Origin of the sequence: Sinorhizobium mexicanum, assembly GCF_013488225.1 — a bacterium.
Classification (GTDB): domain Bacteria; phylum Pseudomonadota; class Alphaproteobacteria; order Rhizobiales; family Rhizobiaceae; genus Sinorhizobium; species Sinorhizobium mexicanum.
Genome location: NZ_CP041238.1, coordinates 3,276,405 through 3,300,184, shown reverse-complemented (window position 1 = coordinate 3,300,184; position 23,780 = coordinate 3,276,405). Strand labels below are relative to the sequence as shown.

Sequence of the window (23,780 nt, the reverse complement as noted above, 5' to 3'; positions counted from 1 at the left end):
AAGAAGTCGGCGCAGGCCGCTCTCAACCACCGGAGACCTCCCATGAACCCCGCCATGCTTTATACGGTCCTGGTGATCGCCATCGTCTTCGAGGTGCTAGGCACTTCCGCGATGCAGGCGGCGCAGCATTTCTCACGGCTGGCGCCCACGGTGATCATGGTGCTGTGCTATGGCGTCGCTTTCTTTTTCCTCTCCTATACGCTGCGCTATATTCCGGTCGGCATCGCCTATGCACTCTGGAGCGGCCTCGGCATCGTGCTGATCTCTGCCGCCGGCTATCTCGTCTTCGGTCAGAAGCTCGACCTGCCGGCCGTTTTCGGGCTGGCGCTCATCATCGCGGGCGTATTGGTTCTCAATCTCTTTTCCAAGTCGACATTTCACTGATCCGTCGACCATGCCTTTCAAGCGGCGTTTTGGGTTCCGCCCTGCGTCCCTGCAACATTTCGCTACAGATTACACTGGGAAAACCCCTGAAATTCATTGAAATGGCCGATCTGTTTCAATAGCATCGCCCGCGTCCCTTCTTTGGATGCGGCATGGAAGCATTCCATCCGATCTCCCTGATAATGCGAAGGAATTTTGGGAATGCAGGCGGTTTTCGACGGCCATAACGACGTGCTTCTGCGCCTTTGGCAGCACGGGCGCAGCGGAGGCGATCCGGTAACCGAATTCGTCGAGGGGACCGACAAGGGCCACATCGATGCGCCGCGCGCCAAGCGGGGCGGTCTCGCCGGCGGTCTTTCGGCGATTTACATTCCATCGGGCGATCTGGTGCTGAAGACGCCGGACGAAAACGGCCACTACGCCACCCCTCTGTCCGAACCGCTCGACCGGCTGCCGTCGCTTGCTACGGCGATGGAGCTTGCTGATATCGCCATCAGGCTCGATCGCGCCGGGGCCTGGAGGCTTTGCCGCTCGACCGCTGAAATCCGGTCGGCGATCGCGGACGGTATCTTCGCCTCGGTCCTGCATATGGAGGGCTGCGAGGCGATCGGGCCCGATCTCGCAGCGCTTGAAACCTTTTATGCGGCCGGACTTCGGTCGCTGGGTCCGGTCTGGAGCCGTCACAATGTTTTCGGCCACGGCGTGCCGTTCGCCTATCCCATGTCTCCCGACACAGGCCTCGGCCTGACCGAGGCAGGCTTCGACCTGGTGCGCGCCTGCAACCGGCTCGGTATCCTCATCGATCTGGCCCACAGCACCGAACAGGGCTTCTGGGATGTGGCGAAGACCACCGACCAGCCGCTTGTCGCCAGCCATTCCAACGCCCACGCGCTGACACCGGTCGCCCGCAATCTCACCGACCGGCAGCTCGACGCCGTGCGCGAGAGCCATGGGCTCGTCGGTCTCAACTACGCCACGACGATGCTTCGCCCGGACGGGCAGGAGAATGCGGCGACGCCTCTGTCCGACATGGTGCGCCATGTCGATTACATGATCGAGCGCATGGGAATCGATTGCGTGGCACTCGGATCGGATTTCGACGGCGCCACCATACCGGAGGACATAGCCGACGCGGCGGGTAACCAGAAGCTCGTTGCCGCGCTGAAGGACGCCGGATATGGTGAGGCCGAACTGGCAAAGATATGCCGGGAGAACTGGCTGAGAGTTCTGGGGCAGGCATGGCACGAGGCCGCCTGATCCTGTGAAGAAAGGCCCGGAAAGGGCATAAAACGAGGGAACTGCAAAAAATGATGCACAAGCTTAATGGACGTTTTCGACTGCTTGCCGCTTCGGCAGCACTTGCCATGGTAATGGGCGCTTCCCAGCCTGCCTTCGCGGAGACGCCGAAGGACACGCTGGTCGAAGCCTTCGCGATCGACGACATCATTTCCATGGATCCGGGCGAGGCCTTCGAGCTCTCGACCGCGGAAATGACGAGCAACACCTACAGCCTGCTCGTCCGCCTCGATCTCAACGACACGACCAAGGTCGTCGGCGATCTCGCGGACAGCTGGACGGTTTCCGATGACGGCCTGACCTATACGTTCAAGCTGAAACCCGGCCTGAAATTCGCCTCCGGCAATCCGATCACGGCAGAGGACGTCGCCTATTCGTTCGAGCGTGCCGTGAAGCTCGACAAGAGCCCGGCCTTCATCCTTACCCAGTTCGGCCTTAACGGCGACAACGTCACCGAAAAGGCGAAGGCCGCCGACGAAACGACCTTTGTCTTCACCGTCGACCAGGCCTACGCACCGAGCTTCGTCCTTAACTGCCTGACCGCAACGGTTGCTTCGGTTGTCGACAAGAAGCTGGTGCTTGAGCACGTCAAGGCCGTGACCCCGACTGCGGACTACAAGTATGACAACGACTTCGGCAACGAATGGCTGAAGACGGGTTATGCCGGTTCCGGCGCGTTCAAGCTGCGCGAATGGCGGGCGAACGAAGTCGTCGTGCTGGAACGCAACGACAACTTTTACGGTGACCCGGCGAAGCTCGCCCGCGTCATCTACCGGCACATGAAGGAAAGCTCCGGCCAGCGCCTGGCGCTCGAGGCCGGCGACGTCGACGTCGCACGCAACCTGGAGCCTGGCGACTACGAGGCCGTGGCGAAGAACGGCGATCTGGCAACGACCAGCGCGGCGAAGGGCTCGATCTACTACATCAGCCTCAACCAGAAGAACGAGGCGCTGGCGAAGCCCGAAGTCCGCGAAGCTTTCAAGTACCTCGTCGATTACGACGCAATCGGCTCGACCCTGATCAAGGGCATCGGCGAAATCCACCAGAGCTTCCTGCCGAAGGGGGTTCTGGGCGCGCTTGACGAGAATCCCTACAAGTTCGACGTGGCGAAGGCCAAGGAGTTGCTGGCAAAGGCCGGCTATCCGGATGGCTTCTCCGTTACCATGGACGTACGCAACACCCAGCCGGTCACGGGCGTCGCCGAATCCTTCCAGCAGACGCTGGGACAGGCGGGCGTGAAGCTCGAGATCATCCCCGGCGACGGCAAGCAGACCCTGACGAAGTACCGCGCCCGCAACCATGACATGTATATCGGCGTGTGGGGCATGGACTATTTCGATCCGAACTCGAACGCAGAAACCTTCACCAGCAATCCGGACAATTCCGACGAAGGCAAGAACAAGACACTTGCCTGGCGCAACGCCTGGGACGTTCCGGAGCTGACGAAGAAGACCAAGGAAGCGCTGCTTGAGCGCGATGGCGCCAAGCGCGCGGAGACCTACAAGGAACTCCAGAAGACGGTTCTCGCGGAAAGCCCGTTCGTCGTCATCTTCCAGCAGACGGAAGTTGCCGGCCTTCGCGGCAACCTGAAAGGCCTCAAGCTCGGTCCGAGCTTCGACACCAACTACGTCTGGAACGTCTCCAAGGAATAACCCGAAAGGACCGTTCCCTTGAGCATGAGCGGAACAGAACGATCGAACGGGCGCAGGCGCGCCCGTTCCCGAAAGGTTGTGACCTCGGCACTGCAATTCCTTGTTGTCGTGGCGACCACCTACCTCGGCCTTCTCGCCGTCACCTTCTTCATCGGGCGTGTGATTCCGATCGATCCGGTGCTCGCCGTTCTCGGCGACCGGGCGCCCTCGCATGTCGTCGAGAGAACGCGTGAGGCGATGGGGCTCAACCAGCCTCTCTACCACCAGTTCTTCATCTATGTCCGACAGGCGCTTACCGGCGATTTCGGCATTTCGGTGCTGACGACCAATCCCGTGATGACGGATATCCGCCGCGTCTTTCCGGCGACGATCGAGCTCGCGACGCTTGGAACGCTGATTGGCGCCTTCATCGGCGTGCCGCTCGGGGTGCTCGCGGCGGTCAAGCGCGGCAGCATTGCGGATCAGATCGTCCGCGTCATCGGTCTCGTCGGCTACTCGGTGCCGATCTTCTGGCTGGCGCTGCTGGCGCTGCTCGTCTTCTACGCCCGGCTGCAATGGGTCGCCTATCCCGGCCGCATCGATATCGTCTACGAGTATACGTTTTCGCCGATCACCGGCTTTTATCTCGTCGACGCACTCTGGCAGGGGCAGTGGGATGTCTTCCGCGACGTCTTTCGCCACATCATCCTGCCGGCATCGCTGCTTGGCTATTTCTCGCTCGCCTATATCAGCCGCATGACCCGCAGCTTCATGCTGAATGAACTGCAGCAGGAATATATCGTCGCCGCGCGCGCCAAGGGTCTTTCGGAAGCGCGGATCATCTGGGGCCACGCCTTGCGCAACGCAGCCGTGCCGCTCGTGACGGTGATTGCGCTTTCCTATGCGGGCCTGCTTGAGGGGTCGGTGCTCACCGAAACCGTCTTCGCCTGGCCGGGGCTCGGCCTCTACATCACCAATTCGCTGCAGAACGCCGATATGAACGCCGTGCTCGGCGGAACGATTGTCATCGGATCGGTCTTCATCGGCATCAATCTCCTGTCCGATCTCCTCTACCGGACGCTCGATCCAAGGACGCGCGCGCGATGAGCCTTGCCACCGAAACACGACCGATGACACGCCGCGAATGGCTGCTGTCCGACCGGCCGCAATCGCGCACCCAAGCGCGTCTCGGCCGTGCCTATATGACCTGGCGGCGCTTTTCGGCGAACCGCCTCGCGGTTCTCGGCCTCATCATCCTGCTCGGGCTGGTGTTCGTGGCGGCCTTTGCCAATGTGCTGGCGCCGCATTCGCCAGTGGTCGGCAACCTCGCCGGCGCGCGGCTGCTGCCGCCCGGAAGCGAGGGGTATCTGCTCGGCACGGATGATCAGGGCCGCGATATCCTCTCGCGACTGATCCACGGGTCGCGGCTGACGCTTGCGGTGGTCGTTCTCGTCGCGATCATCGCTGCACCGGTTGGCCTTATTGTCGGCGCTGTCGCCGGATACTCCGGCGGCTGGATCGATGCCGTGCTGATGCGCATCACCGATATCTTTCTCGCCTTTCCGAAGCTCGTCCTGGCGTTGGCCTTCGTCGCGGCGCTTGGGCCCGGCATCGAAAACGCCGTCATCGCGATTGCGATCACCTCCTGGCCCCCCTATGCGCGCATCGCCCGCGCCGAGACGCTGACGGTCCGCAATTCCGACTATATCGCCGCCGTTCAACTGATGGGGGCGTCGCCGGCGCGTATCATCTTCCGCCATGTCATGCCGATGTGCCTGTCGTCGCTGATCGTGCGCGTCACCCTCGACATGGCCGGCATCATCCTGACGGCTGCGGGCCTCGGCTTCCTTGGCCTTGGCGCGCAGCCGCCGCTGCCGGAATGGGGGGCGATGATCGCCTCCGGCCGCCGCTTCATTCTCGATCAGTGGTGGGTCGCCACCATGCCCGGTGTCGCGATCCTGATCGTCAGCCTCGGCTTCAACCTGCTTGGCGACGGCCTGCGCGACGCACTCGACCCGCGGGAGAGCGGCCAATGAGCGCGCTTCTGACGGTCAACGACCTGAAGGTCCGGTTTCCGACGCGAACCGGTGTGATCGAGGCTGTGCGCGGCGTCTCCTTTACGCTTGGGCGCGAACGTCTTGGCATCGTCGGCGAGAGCGGTTCCGGCAAATCGCAGACGGGCAGGGCGATCATGGGGCTTACGCCGTCGCATGCCGAGGTTACGGCAAAGACGCTTTCGTTCGGCGGTGTCGATCTCATTTCCGCTCCGCCAAAAGTCCGCCGGGATCTTCGCGGCAAGCGCATCGCGATGATCCTGCAAGATCCGAAATATTCGCTGAATCCGGTGATGAGCATCGGCCGGCAGATCGTCGAGACGCTTCGCCGGCACGAGAACGTCAGCCGTTCCGAAGCGCGGGAGCGGGCGTTGGATATGCTCGCGGCGGTGCAGATTCGCGACCCAGCCCGCGTCTTCGACCTTTACCCGCACGAGGTTTCGGGCGGCATGGGCCAGCGAGCGATGATCGCCATGATGCTGGTCGCCGGCCCGGAGCTTCTGATTGCCGACGAACCGACGTCGGCCCTCGACGTGACGGTGCAACTCGAAGTGTTGTCGATCCTCGACAAGCTGGTCGCCGATCGCGGCATGGGATTGATCTTCGTCTCGCACGACCTCAGGCTTGTCTCGTCCTTCTGCGACCGGGTGCTGGTGATGTATGCGGGGAAGATCGTCGAGGAGATCGCCGCCTCGGATCTCGCCGGCGCCAAGCATCCCTACACGCAGGGCCTCCTGAACTGCATGCCCGTTATCGGGGCGGATCGCCATCCCTTGCCTGTCCTCGACCGCAAGCCGGAGTGGGCGCTATGACGACTGCCGTTTCGGTTCAAGGCCTCACGGTCACCTATGACGATTTCAAGGCGCTGGACGCTGTCGGCGTCGATGTCGCTGCCGGCGAGTCCTTTGGCCTCGTTGGCGAGTCCGGCTCGGGAAAATCCACCTTGCTCAGGGCGGTTGCGGGGCTCGCGCCGGTAACCGAGGGTACAATCCGCGTCGAGAACCGGCAGCTTCAAGGCGCGCGCCGCGACAAGGCTTTTTATCGCTCGGTGCAGATGGTGTTCCAGGATCCCTACGGCTCCCTGCATCCGCGCCAGACGGTTGACCGGCAATTGCTGGAGCCGTTGGCGATCCACGGTGTCGGCGATGGTGAACGCCGCATCCTGAAGGCGCTGGACGAGGTCGGGCTCGGCTCGGGCTTTCGCTTCCGCTACCCGCACCAGCTATCCGGCGGCCAGCGTCAACGAATCGCCATCGCGCGGGCGCTCATTCTCGAACCCTCTATCCTGCTACTCGACGAGCCGACATCGGCGCTCGATGCGTCCGTCCAGGCGGAAGTGCTCAACCTCCTCGAACAGGTGCGTCGCGACCGCAAGCTCACCTTCATTATGGTCAGCCACGATCTCGGGGTCGTCACCCATATGTGCGATCGGCTTGCGGTCATGCGCGGCGGACGTGTCGTCGAACGGTTGTCGTCGGCCGATCTCGTCGCCGGACGCATCGGCGAGGACTACACCCGCAACCTGATGGTGGCGAGCAAGGGATTCCGGCGGGGGTGAAGCTCCCGAGCCCTCTCTGATAGCCCGGCGTAGGGTTGCTTTCGGAACAAAAAACGCCCCGAAACGATAGCTTCGGGGGGTTGGACTGTGTCCCTTTCTGGATCAACGGCGGCGCAGGAAGCCGTCCGGAGCAACCGTGATCATTAGCTTCTGGTCGATGGAGCGGTCGATCTCGAACTCGGGGTGCGATTCCAGATATTTCCACACTGCCGTCTTGGGGTTGTTTCCCTTGCCCCACGGGCGATCGGGATAGGCCTCTTCCGGAAGGTCTTCGATGACAGTGTCGAACACGACGCAGTAGCTGTCCTTGGTCGTCAGCGGCGCGTAGGCCTCCAGTTCTGCCAACACGTGATCGTGGGTGTGGTTGCTGTCGAGGCAGACGAGGACGCGCTCGAAGGGTTTTGCAAAGTCGCAGACCCGTTCGACCACGCTGCGCTCGATGCTCGACCCCTGGATCATGTGGATCCGGGACGACATCGGGTGGGCCTTGATGGCATCCCGGTTGTGGGCGCGGATATCGATGTCGACGCCCAGCACCTTCCTGCGCGGGGCGCGCGGGTCGAGTGTCGTGCCAGCCTCGATTGCGTCACTCATGTCGAGGAGCGCCAGGATCGATGCGCTCATGATGAGCGAACCGCCGTGAGCGATGCCGGTTTCGATGATGAGATCGGGACGCGTCGCCCAGATGATCTCCTGCATCGCGACGATATCCTGCGGATACTGGATGATGGGCCGATCCATCCAGAAGTAGTTGTAGGAATATTTCGGACCGATCGACTGGCGCAGGAAATCGGCGGCACTCTTGCGGAACTCGCGGTTCGCTTCGATTTCGGAGATGCGCGCGGCGACCTCCTTTCGGAAATCAGTCATGATCGACCTCGATGTAGGTATAGGCGTTGTTGGACATTCGCTTGATCTCTTCGAGATAATTGCGGTTCATCACGTAGATGTTCGAGCCGGGGGACAAGTCTGCCAGCACGTCCTCGGGCGCGCAGACCGGTAGTCCGGTAATCGGCAGGTACTTGCCTTGCTTGGCCGGGTTGATGTCGATGACCGCCTTTACCGGCAGCCCGGCGCGCGTGCGGAGCAGCGAGAAGATGACGCCCTTCGACGCCCCGCCCCAGATCACCGCCGGTTCCCGGTCAGCAGTATCCAGCGCGTCGAGCTTGCGGGTGAAGTCCTGCGGAATGCGTGCCCGGTCCTTCTCGTCGATGACGGGTTTGCGCAACGAATTCAATTCCGCGACCACGAACAGATATTGGCCGCCAAAGACCCGGCCGCTCGAAATGACCTTGCCGAAGATCCGGTGAAAGTCGGACAGCCTGAAATAATTGACGTGCTCGTAGAAGATGTCGAACCAGGCGCGGCGCTCACAGATCCAGTCGAAACAGGGGACTTCGATATAGATCTTCCCCTGGCCGCCGTTCGCCTGTTTCAATTGCTCGAGGAAGGCTACGGGATCCGGAATGTGCTCGAGCACATGGCGTAGGATGAGGCCCTTGGCCTCGATGCCGGAGCCCGGTTGGAAATATTCCCGGCGGACGCGAGGGTTGTCACCCTCGTAGGCCGGATCGAAACCGGTGATGTCGACGCCTTCGCCAAGCAGTTTCTCGAGGAAGAAGGCCTTCCCGCATCCGACTTCGACGAGCTCATGGCGTCCCATCGTATCGACAATGATCCTGGCGACATCCTGGAGATGCCGCTGGAATGAAGGGCTGACGGCCTGCTCGTTCTGATAGCTCGTATCGTAAACCATCAGTTCGGGCCTGAAGGCGGCATTGCGCACCAGGCCCGTGCCAAGATCCTCCACGAGGCGCATTTCCCCACGTGGCGAGGATATCGCCTCATCGGCGCTGTCGTACATCTTGTTTTGAAAAATCGGCAACTCGCGCTGCTCATAAAGCACTCGCGTGGCGTTTCCTGATGCCATAAGTGGTCCCTCAGCCTGTCGGTTCACCTGACGCCCACGACATAAGGTGGGTCGACGAGGTTTTCGGCTCGACCTCCGAAATTGAGCAGGTCCCGCCTACCATTTTCGTCGGCGATTCTCTCGGCAAATTCTCGGATCGTTACCGGTATGCCCGAACAAATATTGACCGCTCCTTGCGCGGTGCTGACCGAAGCGTCCACGATCATCCTGGCGGCTTCGCTGACGTCGAGAAAATCACGGACCTGATGGCCTTGGGTCAAATCAGCTCTCTGTCCTGCGGCGAGGCATCTTCTGAGATAGGGAACGAAGCGCCGTTCGTCTTCTCCTTCGCCGTAGAGATAGAACAGCCGGCACCAGGCAAATTCGACACCATTGTGCGGCAGCCATTGTGAAAGCGCCATGAACGTGGCGGCCTTGGCGCCAGCATAGGGCGTCAGGGGCTCGAGCGGCGTATCGATGGTAAGCGGCCGGCCGGTCAGCTCGTATTCAAAGCACGTGCCGATCCCGACAAAGCGCCTGACGCCGGCGGCGGCAGCGCCCTTGGCCATGGCCAAGGTGCCGGTGAGACAATCGAGATTGAGAGGCGACGTGAGGTATTTGCCGGGCTCGGCATACCACGCCACATGGATGATAGTGTCGATCCCGGCGAGTGCCTGCGTCCACCATTCCGCGGACTCGGAAAAAAGTGCATCGGTTGAAAGAATGCGCTCGATTCCGACCGCGTCGGCGAGGCGGTTTTCGGTTCCGGTGCGTACGACAGGGCACGCGGCGATGCCACGCTCAGCCAATTCGCGCAGGACATGGCGGCCGACAAAGCCGGTGGCGCCGGTGAGAAGGACTTGTTTGGTCAAGCGCTCTCCATTCGCGGGCAAGGATCTTTGCAAGGGGTAGTGTTCATGAGACCGCTGCCAGGTTAGGCGCAACCCATCGAAGCGATGCAATTGCGGACGGAAAACGGCTACACACTTTCCCCGGAATCGCTCTAACGTCTTTCGATCGTGCGGGAATGATGGTAGCGCCTGCAAACTCGCCGCGCTCATCAATCGCTTGGGCTAATTGAGAGGACAAGCAATGTCGCGCTTCAAGCGCATCCATACGGAACTTCCCGGCCTGAAGGTGGTCGAGCGCAAGCAATTCGGTGACGAGCGCGGTTTCTTCTCGCGTTTCTTTTGCCAGGAGGAGCTTTTCGAGCTCGGTTCTTCCGGGTCGATTGCTCAAATCAACCATTCGATGACGCGCACCAAGGGCGCCGTCCGCGGACTGCATTTCCAGCGGTCTCCCCATGAGGAGGCGAAGTTCGTCTCGTGTCTGGCCGGCGCGGTCTTCGATGTCGCTGTCGACATGCGGCCGGATTCGCCGACCTACTTGCGCTGGCACGGCGAGGTTTTGAGCGCGGAGAATGCGCGGTCCATGATGATCCCGGGCGGCTTTGCCCACGGCTTCCAGACCCTCACTGAGAATTGCGAGCTGATCTATCTTCACGACAAGCCTTTTGCGCCGGAGGCGGAAGGTGGACTGAATGCGCTCGACCCGCGCGTGAAAATCGCATGGCCGATCGAAATTACCCAGATGTCCGAGCGCGACCGAAACCTCGCTTTCGTCTGATCGCTGGTGGGGCGCCTACAGCGCCGTGCGTCCTTTCAGACGTGCAAAGGACGCTGTAGCAATTTGAATTGCTGCATGTTTGTTTCCTCAATCGGTTTGAGGACACATGCAGTGGTCCCGCCCTCAAATCACGCGCACTTCCGGGATAGCGACCACGAAGCGGCCGCCCCAGGAGCGGACGTGATCATTCGCGGCAACGATCTCTTCCGTGAGGTTCCAGGGAAGGATCGCGACATAGTCGGGCTTGGCGGCCGCCAGTTCGTCCGGCGCGTGGATCGGGATATGGCTGCCGGGCGACAGCTTGCCCTGTTTCAGGTCATTGCGGTCGACGATGAAGGCGATGTCGTCGGAGGTAAGGCCGCAAACGTTCAGGAAAGTGTTGCCCTTGGCCGCGGCGCCGTAGGCCGCCACGGTTTTGCCCTCGGCCTTTGCGTCCGCGAGGAAGGCCCGAAATTCTTCGCAGACGGCCGCGATCCGCTTTCCGAACGCCAGGTAGGTCTCCATACGCATCAGACCGGCTGCAGCTTCGTCGGCGCGCACCTTCGCGAGGCCCGCGGTCTCCGGCCTCTTGCCGCCTGCCAGCTGGGCATAGATGCGCAGCGAGCCGCCGTGGGTCGGCAGCTCCTCGACGTCGAAGACGTGCAGGCCGCAGGCTTTGAAAATGCGCTCGACGGCGACCAGCGAGAGATAAGAATAGTGCTCGTGGTAAATCGTATCGAACTGGATGCCTTCGATCGTGTGCAGCAGATGCGGGAACTCGAAGGTCGCCACACCGTCCGGCTTCAGCAGGATCGGGAAGCCGCTGACGAAATCGGCGATGTCCGGCACGTGTGCCAGAACATTGTTCGCGGCCGTCAGGTCGGCGCGGATGCCGCGTGCGGCCAGTTCACTTGCGGTTATCTGCCCGAAGAAGGCGACATGAGTCGGGACGTTGCGACCCTCGGCTATCTTGGCGGCATTGGCCGCGGGTTCGACGCCAAGCACGGGAATATTCTTCCCGGCGAAATATTGCAGCAGATAGCCGTCGTTGGAGGCAACCTCCACCACCTGTGACGTGCCGTCGAGATTGAAACGGTCGATCATCTTTTCGGCATAGCGCCGGGAATGGTCCAGCCAGCTCGTCGAGAACGACGACAGGTAGTGATATTCCGCGTTGAAGATCTCATCGGCCGGTACGGTTTCGGTCGTCTGGACGAGCAGGCACTCGGAACAGACCATCACCTGCAAGGGAAAGGCCTGCTCGCGCGCGATCGCTTCTTCGGTCGGCTCGAGAAACGAGTTGGACCAGGGCGTCGCACCCAGGTCGGCAACGAGCGTTGCAAGCGGGGTCGAGCAGAAACGGCAGTGATGGGGCATTATCATGGGCGACCTTTCGTAAATGCGGCGATCTGGCCGAGCGTGAGCTGGCGGGCGGTCTCGCCCCGACGCCAGCCGTTGTACCAGTGTGCGGTCCACTCGATCGCCTGTCGCTGCGTCAGCCGCGCGCGCCAAGCGATGGTCTCACCTGCAAGTGCAGGGTCGAGACCGAGGGTCTGCATTTCGCGCGGTTGCGCGAGCGAGGAAACATCATCCCATTGCGGGGACAGGCCCATTGCGGCCTGGATGGCGTTTGCCACATCGCGCACGGCAATCGGCTGCTCAGCAGGTGAGGGGCCGAAGTTCAGCGCGTCCACGCTGGTTTCGTCCTTATAAAGCGATTCGGCGAGCAGGAAATAGCCGTTGAGACAGTCGAGCACATGTTGCCATGGGCGTGTCGCCAGCGGACTGCGGATATGGAGTCTTTCACCTGAAAGCGCTGCCCGCACGATATCGGGCACCAGCCGGTCGGTCGAAAAGTCGCCGCCGCCGATGACATTGCCGCCGCGGGCGGTGGCGATGCGGATGCCGCGCTCGTTGAAATAGGAGCTGCGCCAGGTCGCGACTGCGATCTCGCAAGCGGCTTTCGAGCCCGAATAGGGATCGTGGCCGCCGAGTGTGTCGGCTTCCCGAAAGTGGCGTCCGCACTCGTTGTTGCGGTAGACCTTGTCCGTCGTCACCACGAGAATGGCCTTCAATGCAGGAGCGGCGCGGGCGGCTTCGAGGAGCCGTACCGTGCCCATGACGTTCACGTCGAAGGTTTCGGCGGGGGCTGCGTAGCTTTCCCGCACCAGCGGCTGGGCTGCCATGTGCAGGATGATTTCCGGCTCGCTCTTCCGCACGGTTTCGGCAAGTGCTTCGCGATCGCGAATGTCTCCGAACTGCCGATCCGATAATTCGACCGGATGCAGCAACGCGTGCAGAGACGGCTCAGAGGCCGGCGGCAGGGCATAGCGGGCGACACGTGCGCCCATCTCGCTCAGCCACAGTGCAGCCCAACTGCCCTTGAAGCCGGTGTGACCGGTGAGGAGGACGCGTTTTCCCGCCCAGAACTCCGGATCAGGCAGACGGGTCACGACCAGAGCCTCCAAGGCGCGCGGTTCTGCTGCCAGAGCTCTTCAAGCTGGTTCTTGTCCCGCAGCGTGTCCATCGGGCGCCAGAAGCCGTCATGCGGGAAAGCCATCAACTGGCCGTCCCGCGCCAGACCTTCGAGCGGCCCGTCTTCAAAGGGGGTGTGATCGCCTTCGATGCGGTCGAGCACGGCGCGGTTGAGCACGAAGAAGCCGCCATTGATGCGGCCGTTGTCTCCTGCGGGCTTTTCCGTAAAGCTGTAGACTTGGCCGGAGTCGATCGCGAGCGCGCCGTATCGCCCCGGCGGCACGACGCTCGTCACGGTCGCATCCCGCCCGTGCCGGAGATGGAAATCGGTCAATGCGCGGATGTCGATATCCGCGACGCCATCGCCATAGGTGAGGCAGAAAGTATCGCCGAGATAATCGGCGACCCGCTTCAACCGCCCGCCGGTCATCGATTCCGCGCCGGTTTCCACAAGGGTCACTCGCCAGGGCTCCGCCTTGCTGCTGTGATAAACGGTCTCTCCGGTCGCCATGTTGAAGCTGACGTCAGAGGAGTGCAGGATGTAATTGGAGAAATACTCCTTGATCATGTAGCCGCGGTAGCCAAGGCAGATCACGAAATCGGAGAAGCCGAAATGGCTATAGATCTTCATGATATGCCAGAGGATCGGACGGCCGCCGATCTCGATCATCGGCTTGGGTCGCAGGTGGCTCTCCTCGGAGATGCGCGTGCCGTATCCACCGGCGAGAATAACGACTTTCATGCCCGATCTGCCTCCAACGTGCGCGCCTGCGCTCCGCTTTTTCGTATTTCAGCCTTGCCCGGGGCTTGATTGACGACGGCCTTTCTGGGGATTCGGAACAAGCGGTTCAGGCGCGGACGCGCCGCCGGCGACCATTGGAATATTTTGGCGAGAATTGCAACCATGAGGCGCGCTGCGGCCGGTCAATACAGTCGGGCCGGCTGCTTGCGCGGGGTTGGGGAAAGGCGCAGAATGCCGGCCGCTGGGGCATGGTTCACCGCGGGAGGAGCGAATCATGAACGACATGAGCCTCACCAATCTGCAAGCAGGAAAGACGACGGTTAAGGCGGAAGCCATCGAGGCGCTGGCGGGGCAATTGCGCGGCCGCGTGCTCATGGAGAACGATGCGGCCTACGACGAGGCGCGCACGATCTGGAACGCGATGATCGACCGCAAGCCCGCATTAATCGTGCAATGCGTCGGAGCTGCCGACGTCATCAATGCGGTCCGTTTTGCGTCCGAAAACGGCCTGCTCGTCGCTGTGCGCGGCGGTGGACACAACATTGCCGGCAACGCCGTCTGCGACGGCGGCCTGATGATCGATCTGTCGCCGATGAAATCGGTGCGCGTCGACGTCACGGCGAAGCGGGCATGGGTCGAGCCGGGGGCGACGCTCGCCGACGTCGACAAGGAAACCCAGGCATTCCGGCTGGCGCTTCCGACGGGCATCAATTCGACCACCGGCATTGCCGGCCTGACGCTTGGCGGCGGTTTCGGGTGGCTCACGCGCAGGTTCGGATTGACCCTGGACTGCTTGCTTTCGGTCGATGTGGTGACGGCGAATGGCGAGTTAGTGCGCGCCAGCCCCACGGAGCATCGCGACCTCTTCTGGGCGCTGCGTGGCGGCGGCGGGAATTTTGGTGTCGTTACGGCCTTCGAATTCCAGCTTCACGAACTCGACACGCAGGTTCTCGCGGGTCTCGTCGTGCATCCTTTTGCGGATGCGCAAACCGTCCTCCAGCAATACCGCGAGGCGCTCGAGACAGCGCCGGACGAACTCACCTGCTGGGCGGTGATGCGGCAGGCGCCGCCGCTGCCGTTCCTTCCGGAAGAATGGCACGGCAAGGAAATCCTTGTTCTGGCCATGTGCTACTCGGGCGATATCGCGGCCGGCGGCCAGGCAACCGCGGCCTTGCGCTCCATCGGCAAGCCGATCGCGGATGTCGTCGGTCCCAATCCTTTTGTCGGCTGGCAGCAGGCGTTTGATCCCTTGCTCACGCCCGGTGCTCGCAACTATTGGAAGAGCCATGATTTCACGGAGCTGTCCGACACGACGATCGGCATCCTTCTGGACGCCATTCGTCAATTGCCGGGGCCGGAATGCGAAATCTTCATCGGCCATGTCGGTGGCGTCGCCGGTCGTATCGCGGCCGAGGAAACGGCTTTTCCGCAGCGCAGCTCCCATTTTGTCATGAATGTTCATGCTCGGTGGCGCGAACCGGCAATGGACCAGACCTGCATCGACTGGGCGCGTCGTCTGTTCGAGGCCGCCAAGCCTTACGCGGCCGGAACGGCCTATATCAATTTCATGCCGGCCGACGAGGTCGACCGTGTGGCGGCCGCCTATGGCAGCAATTACGGGCGGCTCGTCGAGATCAAGCGAAGATACGATCCGCAGAACCTGTTCCGCATGAACCAGAACGTGCAGCCGATCGAGGAGCGGGGAGCGGCGTGAGCCCGCAGGAGCGGCCTCCACCGCCAAGATCCGGCCATGCGCGAAGCAACGCGCATGGCCGGGCGCATGCCGTGACGGCAGAAGAGAGGCGTAGGGAGTTGCCATTGTCGCTGGCGAGGGCCGGCGCGCTGGCCGGAGAGGCTTGATGGGACAGGAGTCGGCAGACGACCTGTTTCAGCGCGCGGCAGAGCATGCCGTGCGCTTCCGGGACAGCATCTCCGCGGGCCCGCAAAGGCCGCGGGTCTCCTATCACGCGTCGCTTGAGGAATTTCGCCAACCTCTGCCGGAGCAAGGGGGCGCTCGCCTTGGCGTGATCGATGAGCTTGTGGCGAAGGCGGAGCCCGGCCTTCACGCGATGACGGGTTCGCGCTTCTTCGGCTGGGTCATTGGCGGGTCGCATCCGGTGGGCGTCGCGGCCGACTGGCTGACGAGCGCCTGGGGCCAAAACACCGGCAACCATCATGCAACGCCCGCGGCAGCGGCGGCCGAGGCGGTCGCGGGTAGCTGGCTGCTCGATCTTCTCGATCTGCCGCGGGAGAGTTCCGTCGGTTTCGTTACCGGCGCGACGGTCGCCAACTTTGTATGCCTCGCCGCAGCGCGAGGCGATGTCTTGCGGAAGGTCGGCTGGGATGTCGAAGGGCAGGGCCTGTTCGGTGCACCGCCGATCACGGTTCTGATTGGCGATGACGCTCACGCGACTGTTTTCTCCGCTCTGCAGTTTCTTGGACTCGGGCACGATCGGGTCGTCCACGTGAAGACCGATGATGCCGGCCGCATTCTCGTGTCCGATTTCGCCGAGGCGGCTGGCAAGGCTTCCGGGCCCTGCATTGCCATCCTTCAGGCGGGGCAGATCAATACCGGCGCGTTCGATGATTTCGAAGACATCATCCCAATCGCCAAGGGCATAGGCGCCTGGGTTCATGTCGATGGGGCGTTTGGTCTCTGGGCGCGTGCCTGCCCCCAGAGGAGCGGGCTCGCCAAAGGCGTCAACGGCGCCGATTCCTGGGCGACCGACGGTCACAAATGGCTGCAGACGCCCTATGACTGCGGCTACGCCATCGTTCGGGACGAAGAGGCGCATCGCCGTGCGATGACGATCGCCGCAAGCTACCTGCCGCTGAGCTTTGAGGGCGAGCGCGATCCCAGCCATTTCGTGCCGGAATTGTCGCGTCGTGCCCGCGGTTTCGCGACCTGGGCGATGATCAAGCATCTTGGGCGCGACGGGATCGCCGCCATGGTCGAGCGTCACTGCCGGATCGCCCACGCTATGGCCGAAAGGCTGAGGCCGGAAGAGGGAATCGCGGTACTGAACGATGTCGCGCTCAATCAGTTTCTCGTGCGGTTCGGCACGACATGCCCGGACGACGAGGCCGACCGGCTCACGCAGCGGACGATCGAGCGGATCCAGACCGACGGCGTCTGCTTCTGCGGCGGTGCGATCTGGCGTGGCCGCAAGGTCATGCGGGTATCGGTGATTTCATGGCTGACCGACGATCTTGCCGGTAATGTCGCGGCCGATGCGATCGTAGCTGCGTGGCGGGCGGTCCGGGGCGAGTGAGGATCGCATCCTTTGGCTTAACGGCGAGATCGCGGGCGTTTATCGAGTAACTGTAGATACATGGAGATCTCATGAACTCGCTGGCATTGAAGCGTATCTATGAGGCGCCGGAGGCAAGCGACGGCACGCGCATCCTCGTCGATCGGCTTTGGCCGCGCGGCATTGCCAAGGACAAGGCGGGGGTCGATCTCTGGCTGAAGGACATCGCGCCGAGCGATGCCTTGCGCAAACGCTTCCATGGAAAGCCCGATGCATGGGACGAGTTCTGCACGGCCTATGCGGCGGAACTGGAGGACGAGACGGCGCAGGCGGCGGTCCAGGAGCTCCGCAAGCATCTCGCAAAGGGTCCCGTGACGTTGCTTTACGCGGCGCGCAACGAGGAGAGGAACAATGCCGTGGCGCTGAAGGCATGGCTGGAGCGCCGTCTGTGAGGCGTCGCTGAGGTTGCGAGCGACCGTCATGGCTATGCGGTTCACCGGATCTCGTCACACCCGCAGCGCCTCGATCACCGCCCGCAGTCCCGCGGAAATGTTCCGGCGGCCCGGATAGTAGAGGTAGAACCAGTCCTCCGGCGGGCACCATTCGTCGAGGCAGCGGATCAGCCTGCCATCAAGGATCTCGCGTTGCGCGCGGTTTTCCCAGACATAGGCGAGCGCCACGCCGGAGAGCGCCAACTGTACCATGAGTTCCTGGTCATCGAGTGCGATCGGTCCGCTCGGGTGAAAGGCGACGGCCTCGCCGCCGCGTTCGAATTCCCAAGGGTAGCGCACACCACTCGGATACATGTTCTGGACGCAGACATGATCCTTCAGCTCGTGCGGCATCTGCGGGATGTCCCGCTCCCGGAAATAATTCGGTGCGCCGACGACTGCGAAGCGTAGCCGGGGCTTGATCTTCACCGCCACCATACCCTCCCGAAGACTCTCGCCGAGGCGGATGCCGGCGTCGAAACCTTCCTCGACGATATCCACGAGCCGGTCGGTCGCGGAAATCTCGAGCTCCAGATTGGGGTTGTCCCGGATGAGCGCGCCCATCACCCGCCCCAGGATGAAGGGGGCGACCGAATTCGGGACATTGATGCGCACCTTGCCGAACGGCGTGTCGCGAAACCGGTTCAGGGCGTCGAGCGCCGATCCGATTTCGCCGAAGGCGGGGGTGAGATGCGCCTGAAGCATCGTGCCGGCATCGGTCAGCGAGACGCTGCGGGTCGTACGATTGAGCAGCCGAAGCCCGACCCGTTCCTCCAGGTTGCTGACGGCATGGCTGATCGCCGAGGCGGTGACGCCACGTTCCTCGGCGGCCTTCCGGAAGCTTCGGTGCCGGGCGACGGCGTCGAAGGCCGCAAGTTCTGACAGGTCGGTGGCGCGCATAGATGAATCTCGCTCATCATTGTTGAGAGAATTATCATTCTAATCAGGCAAATCGAATTGCGCCATTCTCCCCTTGTCGCCACGGGCAAGTCGGCCCCGGCATCGAAGGATTTCATGCTCATCCGATCAGGGAAGGAGTTCGCAATGGCACAGACATGGTTCATCACAGGCTGCTCGACCGGCTTCGGCCGCGCGCTCGCACAGCACGTCATCGCGCTCGGCCACAATGTCGTGGTTACGGCTCGTGGCGAGGCGCAGGTTGCCGATCTTGCGGCCATCGCACCGGACCGCACGCTCGCTTTCGCGCTTGACGTGACGAAGGCAGATGACATTGCCCGGGCCACGCGCGGCGCCGAGCAACGCTTCGGTCGCATCGACGTTCTCGTCAACAATGCCGGTGTCGGTTATTTCGGCGCCTTCGAGGAGAGCGACATGGATGCGGTCCGCGCCATGTTCGAGGTCAATGTCTGGGGCCTCGCCAACATGACGCGCGCGGTGCTGCCCGGCATGCGCCGGCGACGCTCGGGAACGATCATCAATGTTTCTTCGGTCGGCGGCCTGCGGTCGGTACCGTCGCTGAGTTTCTACGCCGCCTCCAAGTTCGCCGTCGAGGCTTTGTCCGAGGGGCTGTCGAAGGAGACCGAGCCTCTCGGCATCAAGGTGCTCATCGTCGAGCCCGGTCCTTTCCGCACGGATTGGGCGGGACGTTCCGCCGGCGAGGCCACGGTTTCGATCAACGATTACGAGGACACGGCAGGTGCCGTCTGGCGCAGGATCAGGGGTTACAGCGGCAAGCAACCCGGCGATCCGGAACGGGCGGCGCGCGCGATCGTCATGGCGGTCAATGCCGCTGAACCGCCGTTGAGATTGCTGCTCGGCCGTGAGGCTCTCGCCGGTGCTCGGGCGAAGCTTGATGCCTTGCGCAAGGATTTCGATGCCTGGGCCGAAGTGACCGAAGGGGCCGACTTCCCGGCCACCGAACCGAACTGATCGAAACTCCAACAGAACTTCCATCTCCAACTCGACTTAACTTGAATCAAGGAAAGGACTTTCTCATGCGTATCTGGTTCATCACAGGTGCCTCCCGCGGCTTTGGCGCGCTGATCACGAAGGAGGCACTCAGTGCCGGAGATGCGGTGGTCGCCACGGCGCGCCGCGTCGAATCCCTCGATGCCCTCGGCCAGCACGAAAGCCTGCTGAAGCTGGCCCTCGACGTCACCGATGAGGAACAGGCCCGGGCGGCAGCCGCGGCGGCGGTGGAGCGCTTCGGCCGGATCGACGTCCTGCTCAACAATGCCGGTTACGGCCTGCTCGGCGCTGTCGAGGAAGCGACGGCGCAAGAAATCGAAAAGATCTATCGCACCAACGTTTTCGGCGTCCTCGCCGTCACCCGCGCCGTGCTTCCGCAAATGCGGCGCCAGCGTTCGGGCCACATCATCAACATCTCGTCAATCGGCGGCTACGTGGCCTATACCGGCTGGGGCGTATACGGCTCGACCAAATTCGCGATCGAAGGGTTGACCGAGGCGCTTGCGCAGGAATTGGCCCCGCTCGGCATCAAGGCGACGGTGGTGGAGCCGGGCTTCTTCCGCACGGATTTCCTGGACGAGCAGTCGCTGGTGGTGAGCCCGTTGTCGATCCCGGACTATGGCGAGACGGTCGGCGCCATGCGTGATTTCGCCAAGACCGCAAACCACGCCCAGCCGGGCGATCCAGCACGGTTCGCAAAGGCCATGGTCCAACTGGCTCACGCCGACAACCCGCCGCTGCGCATGCCCTTCGGCAGCGATACCGTCGCCGCGATCGAAGCCAAGAATGCCCATGTCGCCGGCGAACTCGCCGCCTGGCGGGAACTCGCGGTATCGACGGACTTCCCGAAGGAGCGTGCGTCCGCCTGACGACAGGATGAATGGCGTAGTTTCAAAGATCTGGAGGCCGGCGGCCGCGTAAAGCGGCCGCCGGTCTACTCTTGTATCCGGTACAATCCCCTATCCCGCTGCTCCCGCCTGCATTTTGCGACTGCCATTCTTCGTTGACTTCGCAGGTGATGAGAGGAAAATGCTTCCCCTGATACGTCACTACGTAACATCAAGGGTGCCTACGATGACGATCGCAAGAAAACTTCAGGACTATATTGAAGGCGAGGGTGTGAGCTACGACACCGTCGCTCATCACCGCACGGCAACCACCAGTCAGTCGGCGCAGGCGGCGCATGTTCCGGGCAGTAGGCTGGCCAAATCCGTCGTCGTGCATCACGAAATGGGCTACTTTCTCGCCGTAGTTCCGAGCACGCATCGGATCGAGCTCTCCACATTGCAGGACGTGATGAACAGGCGTCTTGGTCTCGCCTCGGAGGAGGAGGTCAGCACGCTTTTCGCCGATTGCGACACGGGCGCGGTGCCGCCCATCGGATCCGCCTACAATGTGCCGGTGGTGCTTGACGAAAGTCTCGGCAACGTCAGTGACGTCTATTTTGAAGGCGGCGACCACAAAACGCTGGTGCATGTCAGCGGACCGAACTTCCGCAGCCTGATGAAGGATGCGCAGGTCGCCCGCTTCAGCCACCCGTCATAAGGGTTAGGATCCCCGGTCGAGCTCTGCCGCAAAGTACGACAGCGTCCTTTGCGCGTCTGATTAAGACGCGCGGCGCTGTAGCAACCGGGCGCCGCACCGGCCGCTTCGGAGTTGGTTCGCGCGTATACTCCGTCGTGTTGCCCTCACAGCACCAGTTCCCAATTCTGCCCGACCAGATCGTGCCCGAAGCTGTGGTGCTTCTCCTCGTGCACGAGATGAAAACCTGTCGTTTGGTAGATGTGCCTTGCTGCGGTCAGGATGTCATTGGTCCAGAGGGTGACCTTCGAATAGCCTGCGTGACGCGCAAAGCGGATGCATTCCTCGACGAGCCGACGACCGATGCCGAGACCGCGTGCGCTTGGCTCGGTGTAGAGAAGGCGGAGCTTGCCGACGGTCGCCGACTCTTCGACCAGGAAGACCGAACCGACGATCTCGCCTTCGCGCTCCGCAACCCAGCAGCGCTCGCGGTTCGGCTTGAAGTTCTGAATGAAATCGGCCGTGATCTGGGCGACGAGAGCCTCAAAAGTCTCGTCCCATCCGTATTCCCGTGCATAGAGGACGCCGTGGCGATGGACGATCCAGCCCATGTCTCCCGGCTGATGCGTGCGCAGGATATAGGGGACGCGAGCAGGTTCCGGGGCACCCCCAAGCAGTCGCTCAGCCTCGGCAAGTGCCGCAGCGAGATTCCGCCGCTCCGGCAGTGAGAGGCGATCGAGCATGGCGATCACCTCGTCACGCGAGCGCGCGTCGATGGCCGCGAAGCTCTCGCGGCCCGCCGGCGTGAGCGAGATCAGAACCTGTCGTCCGTCCTCCTGCGACGGGCTTTTCGAGACGAGGCCGCGCTCTTCAAGGCCACGCAACAGCCGGCTGAGATATCCGGAATCGAGCTCGAGCTCGGCTCCAAGCTCCTTTGCTGTCGATGTCTGCCGCTGCGCGAGCTCGTAGACGAGGCGGCCCTCGGCAAGAGACAGGGGGCCGCCAAGCAGGCCCTCGTGCAGCAGACCGATGCGGCGTGTGTAGAAACGGCTGAAGCGGCGCACCGCGGCCACATCTTCCTGATCGATCTGCGGCATGGCATACCTATTTAGTTGACGTTGTCAGATATATCGCTGACTTTGTCATGAAGTATCTGACAATGTCAACTATCTGGCTCGGACGGCCTTGTCGGCCAGCCGCCGGGTGAAGCGGTTCAGATCGACGATGGCGCGGCGATGGGTCCCTTCGCCGATCAGCCCAGCTTCGTCGTAGCAGGAGACTCTGAAGAGGAGCGACCTTTCGTCCACCGCGATCAGTTCGACGTCCGCCGTCACCGACATGCCCACGGGTGTTGGCGCGGCATGGCTGACGTCGACATGAGTGCCGACGGTACGTTGTTCGTCCGGCAGGTAGGGGCGCAAGGCTTCGATGCAGGTCTGCTCGATGAAGCCGATCATCATCGCCGTCGCAAACACCGGCGGCATATCTTTGAAGCCCGGCCAAGCGTCATCGACCTCGGGCACGGTATGAAACGGTGTGACGGTCAGGCGTTCGCAATGCCGCAGGCCAGCCCGGAGTGTCGGCAGCTCCGTGGTGTCGCTCATATCGTCCCCAATCTCATGTTGACGGGCCAGGACACTGGCCGCTTCTTCGCCGGATCGCCCCAGAGTTCGGAAATATCCCGGACGAAGGCAGCGAGAATATACTCGCGCCCGGCGTCGTTGACCCGGCGCACGGCGGACCATGTTGAGAGGTAGCCAAGGAAATCGCCGAGTTCCCAGGCCCTGGAGATTTCCATCTCTGGTGCAGCGCGCTCATCGAACGGGAAGCTGATATCGGCGTAGCCGGTGTCCACCAGCTTGCGCTCGGGCGGCCAATAGGGGCCGATCTCGTTGCGGTAGAATTCGATGAACCGCTCCTGAAGATCGTCCGGTTCCAGCCGGAGGACCCCGTAGCTGATGAGCGCGATAACTGCGTTCTTAACGGCGATCCGGCGAGCCTCGGCATAAAAGGCCGGCAGATCGAACCAGTGGGCGGCCTGCGCCGCAGTGATGAGGCTGGCTGCGTTGTCCGGAAGGGGCAGTTTCTCGGCCGGTGCGCAGAGGTATCGCACCTTGTCCTGAGTCCGAGCGTTGGCGATCTGGTCCTCGCTGGCGTCGAGTCCAATGACGCTGTCGAAATAGGTCGCCAATTGCCGGGTCAGTTGCCCATTGCCGCAGCCGACATCGACGGCCATCTCACGGGTGGGGGCAATTCCGGCAAGAAACCTCGAGAGCCCGGCGGGGTACTCTGGCCTGAACTGTGCATAGGCGTTGCCTCCTGCATCGAACCAGTTCTTGCGCGGTGTGACGTCATTCCGCATCGGAGTGATCCTCGTTTGCGTGGTGTGCCGCGGCGGCCCTCAGCCGAGCGGCAAATCCCTCGCGCTCCAGCGCGCGCGCCGTCTTTGCCAGCACCTCAAGAAGCGGCTGGCCGATCTCCTTCTCCAGCGCACCTATGGCTGCGAAGGTGGTCGCCCAGTGTGGTGCAAGCCTCTTCAGCAGTTCCCGGCCGCGAGCCGTCAGATGAACACCGTTTTTGCGCCCATCCTCCAGGCGATGTCGTGCCACCAGGCCATCGGCCTCCATCAGCCTCACCGACTGGCTGATCGCGCCCTGAGTGAGGCTGCTCAGGGCAGTGATTTCAGTGACAGTTTCTGCTCCGGCGCTAAGCGCGCGCATGACCGGGGTGTATCTGGCGCGATAAGAAAGCCTCATGGCGCGGTACTCTTCCTCCGCACCCTGATCGACCAGTTCTCCGACATAGCGGAGCAATTCACCGAGACCCGGCATCTGTTTTTCGCTCATGGCCGCAAATTACATTAGCGCTAATCTAATTTCAAGCGCGAGCTTTCGATTGCGTTTTGTGATCGCCAGATCGACCGGTGAACAGCGC

25 protein-coding genes are annotated in these 23,780 nt (G+C 62.4%); 14 read left to right on the top strand and 11 right to left on the bottom strand.

The annotated features are described in order from the left end of the window. Window positions 1-42 precede the first annotated feature (42 nt). From FKV68_RS15605 to FKV68_RS15575, 7 genes are all read left to right on the top strand, one after another. Entirely contained in the window at window positions 43-384 is a 342-nt protein-coding gene (locus FKV68_RS15605) for an SMR family transporter (RefSeq protein ID WP_180938702.1), read from the top strand. Window positions 385-585: 201 nt separating this feature from the next. Next, entirely contained in the window at window positions 586-1,641 is a 1,056-nt protein-coding gene (locus FKV68_RS15600; RefSeq protein ID WP_180938701.1) for a dipeptidase, read from the top strand. A gap of 50 nt (window positions 1,642-1,691) precedes the next feature. Continuing rightward, a complete protein-coding gene (locus tag FKV68_RS15595) occupies window positions 1,692-3,332 on the top strand; it encodes an ABC transporter substrate-binding protein (RefSeq protein WP_180938700.1) in 1,641 nt (546 codons plus the stop codon). Window positions 3,333-3,356: 24 nt separating this feature from the next. After that, on the top strand, window positions 3,357-4,418 hold the full coding sequence (locus tag FKV68_RS15590) for an ABC transporter permease (protein ID WP_180938699.1): 1,062 nt from the start codon (window positions 3,357-3,359) through the stop codon (window positions 4,416-4,418). Further along, window positions 4,415-5,347 carry a nickel transporter permease gene (gene nikC / locus FKV68_RS15585; protein WP_180938698.1) on the top strand — a complete coding sequence of 311 codons (933 nt, stop codon included), beginning with the start codon at window positions 4,415-4,417 and terminating at the stop codon, window positions 5,345-5,347. Before FKV68_RS15590 ends, nikC begins: the two co-directional genes overlap by 4 nt. Further along, complete coding sequence (locus FKV68_RS15580; RefSeq protein WP_180938697.1) at window positions 5,344-6,177, top strand: ABC transporter ATP-binding protein; 834 nt, start codon at window positions 5,344-5,346, stop codon at window positions 6,175-6,177. The genes nikC and FKV68_RS15580 overlap by 4 nt, the downstream gene beginning before the upstream one ends. Continuing rightward, complete coding sequence (locus tag FKV68_RS15575) at window positions 6,174-6,923, top strand: ABC transporter ATP-binding protein (protein ID WP_180938696.1); 750 nt, start codon at window positions 6,174-6,176, stop codon at window positions 6,921-6,923. The genes FKV68_RS15580 and FKV68_RS15575 overlap by 4 nt, the downstream gene beginning before the upstream one ends. A gap of 102 nt (window positions 6,924-7,025) precedes the next feature. On the opposite strand, the gene FKV68_RS15570 is transcribed toward FKV68_RS15575, so the two are convergent. From FKV68_RS15570 to FKV68_RS15560, 3 genes are read right to left on the bottom strand one after another with little or no spacing between them, the layout of a single operon-like run. Further along, window positions 7,026-7,793 carry a cephalosporin hydroxylase family protein gene (locus FKV68_RS15570; protein ID WP_180938695.1) on the bottom strand — a complete coding sequence of 256 codons (768 nt, stop codon included), beginning with the start codon at window positions 7,791-7,793 and terminating at the stop codon, window positions 7,026-7,028. Beyond that, a complete protein-coding gene (locus FKV68_RS15565) occupies window positions 7,786-8,853 on the bottom strand; it encodes a class I SAM-dependent methyltransferase (protein ID WP_245181316.1) in 1,068 nt (355 codons plus the stop codon). Before FKV68_RS15565 ends, FKV68_RS15570 begins: the two co-directional genes overlap by 8 nt. A gap of 23 nt (window positions 8,854-8,876) precedes the next feature. Beyond that, window positions 8,877-9,704 carry an NAD-dependent epimerase/dehydratase family protein gene (locus tag FKV68_RS15560; RefSeq protein ID WP_245181315.1) on the bottom strand — a complete coding sequence of 276 codons (828 nt, stop codon included), beginning with the start codon at window positions 9,702-9,704 and terminating at the stop codon, window positions 8,877-8,879. Window positions 9,705-9,924: 220 nt separating this feature from the next. Between FKV68_RS15560 and rfbC the strand changes: the two genes are divergently transcribed. After that, window positions 9,925-10,458: a dTDP-4-dehydrorhamnose 3,5-epimerase gene (rfbC, locus tag FKV68_RS15555; protein WP_180938693.1), complete on the top strand. Its 534-nt coding sequence runs from the start codon at window positions 9,925-9,927 to the stop codon at window positions 10,456-10,458. Between the two features lie 123 nt (window positions 10,459-10,581). Here the strand turns inward: rfbC and FKV68_RS15550 are convergent, their stop codons facing one another. From FKV68_RS15550 to rfbF, 3 genes are read right to left on the bottom strand one after another with little or no spacing between them, the layout of a single operon-like run. Next, complete coding sequence (locus FKV68_RS15550) at window positions 10,582-11,814, bottom strand: class I SAM-dependent methyltransferase (RefSeq protein ID WP_180941527.1); 1,233 nt, start codon at window positions 11,812-11,814, stop codon at window positions 10,582-10,584. Window positions 11,815-11,816: 2 nt separating this feature from the next. Beyond that, window positions 11,817-12,890 carry a CDP-glucose 4,6-dehydratase gene (rfbG, locus tag FKV68_RS15545; protein ID WP_180938692.1) on the bottom strand — a complete coding sequence of 358 codons (1,074 nt, stop codon included), beginning with the start codon at window positions 12,888-12,890 and terminating at the stop codon, window positions 11,817-11,819. Further along, entirely contained in the window at window positions 12,887-13,654 is a 768-nt protein-coding gene (rfbF, locus tag FKV68_RS15540; RefSeq protein ID WP_180938691.1) for a glucose-1-phosphate cytidylyltransferase, read from the bottom strand. Before rfbF ends, rfbG begins: the two co-directional genes overlap by 4 nt. A 274-nt stretch (window positions 13,655-13,928) precedes the next feature. On the opposite strand from rfbF, the gene FKV68_RS15535 reads away from it, so the two are divergent. The 3 genes from FKV68_RS15535 (at window position 13,929) to FKV68_RS15525 (ending at window position 17,357) form a co-directional block, all read left to right on the top strand. Continuing rightward, on the top strand, window positions 13,929-15,368 hold the full coding sequence (locus FKV68_RS15535; RefSeq protein WP_180938690.1) for an FAD-binding oxidoreductase: 1,440 nt from the start codon (window positions 13,929-13,931) through the stop codon (window positions 15,366-15,368). Window positions 15,369-15,513: 145 nt separating this feature from the next. Continuing rightward, entirely contained in the window at window positions 15,514-16,926 is a 1,413-nt protein-coding gene (locus tag FKV68_RS15530) for a pyridoxal phosphate-dependent decarboxylase family protein (RefSeq protein ID WP_180938689.1), read from the top strand. 71 nt (window positions 16,927-16,997) lie between these two features. Continuing rightward, a complete protein-coding gene (locus tag FKV68_RS15525) occupies window positions 16,998-17,357 on the top strand; it encodes a DUF488 domain-containing protein (RefSeq protein ID WP_180938688.1) in 360 nt (119 codons plus the stop codon). A 54-nt stretch (window positions 17,358-17,411) separates the two neighbouring features. Here the strand turns inward: FKV68_RS15525 and FKV68_RS15520 are convergent, their stop codons facing one another. Then, window positions 17,412-18,296 carry a LysR family transcriptional regulator gene (locus FKV68_RS15520; protein ID WP_180938687.1) on the bottom strand — a complete coding sequence of 295 codons (885 nt, stop codon included), beginning with the start codon at window positions 18,294-18,296 and terminating at the stop codon, window positions 17,412-17,414. Window positions 18,297-18,440: 144 nt separating this feature from the next. Here FKV68_RS15520 and FKV68_RS15515 point away from each other — a divergent pair, with 144 nt between their 5' ends. From FKV68_RS15515 to FKV68_RS15505, 3 genes are all read left to right on the top strand, one after another. After that, entirely contained in the window at window positions 18,441-19,286 is an 846-nt protein-coding gene (locus tag FKV68_RS15515; protein WP_180938686.1) for an oxidoreductase, read from the top strand. Window positions 19,287-19,351: 65 nt separating this feature from the next. Next, window positions 19,352-20,194, top strand: coding sequence for an oxidoreductase (locus FKV68_RS15510; protein WP_180938685.1), 843 nt, complete (start codon window positions 19,352-19,354; stop codon window positions 20,192-20,194). A 205-nt stretch (window positions 20,195-20,399) separates the two neighbouring features. Next, on the top strand, window positions 20,400-20,870 hold the full coding sequence (locus tag FKV68_RS15505; RefSeq protein ID WP_180938684.1) for an aminoacyl-tRNA deacylase: 471 nt from the start codon (window positions 20,400-20,402) through the stop codon (window positions 20,868-20,870). Between the two features lie 143 nt (window positions 20,871-21,013). Here FKV68_RS15505 and FKV68_RS15500 read toward each other — a convergent pair whose 3' ends face one another. From FKV68_RS15500 to FKV68_RS15485, 4 genes are all read right to left on the bottom strand, one after another. Further along, the gene (locus tag FKV68_RS15500; protein WP_180938683.1) at window positions 21,014-21,943 is read right to left on the bottom strand and encodes a bifunctional helix-turn-helix transcriptional regulator/GNAT family N-acetyltransferase; all 930 of its coding nucleotides are present in this window, start codon (window positions 21,941-21,943) and stop codon (window positions 21,014-21,016) included. Between the two features lie 69 nt (window positions 21,944-22,012). Continuing rightward, window positions 22,013-22,450 (bottom strand): thioesterase family protein, encoded by a 438-nt coding sequence (locus tag FKV68_RS15495; protein WP_180938682.1) that lies wholly within the window; start codon window positions 22,448-22,450, stop codon window positions 22,013-22,015. Then, window positions 22,447-23,208, bottom strand: a complete 762-nt coding sequence (locus tag FKV68_RS15490; protein WP_180938681.1) for a class I SAM-dependent methyltransferase — start codon at window positions 23,206-23,208, stop codon at window positions 22,447-22,449. The genes FKV68_RS15495 and FKV68_RS15490 overlap by 4 nt, the downstream gene beginning before the upstream one ends. After that, window positions 23,198-23,692: a MarR family winged helix-turn-helix transcriptional regulator gene (locus FKV68_RS15485; RefSeq protein ID WP_180938680.1), complete on the bottom strand. Its 495-nt coding sequence runs from the start codon at window positions 23,690-23,692 to the stop codon at window positions 23,198-23,200. Before FKV68_RS15485 ends, FKV68_RS15490 begins: the two co-directional genes overlap by 11 nt. Window positions 23,693-23,780: the final 88 nt, after the last annotated feature.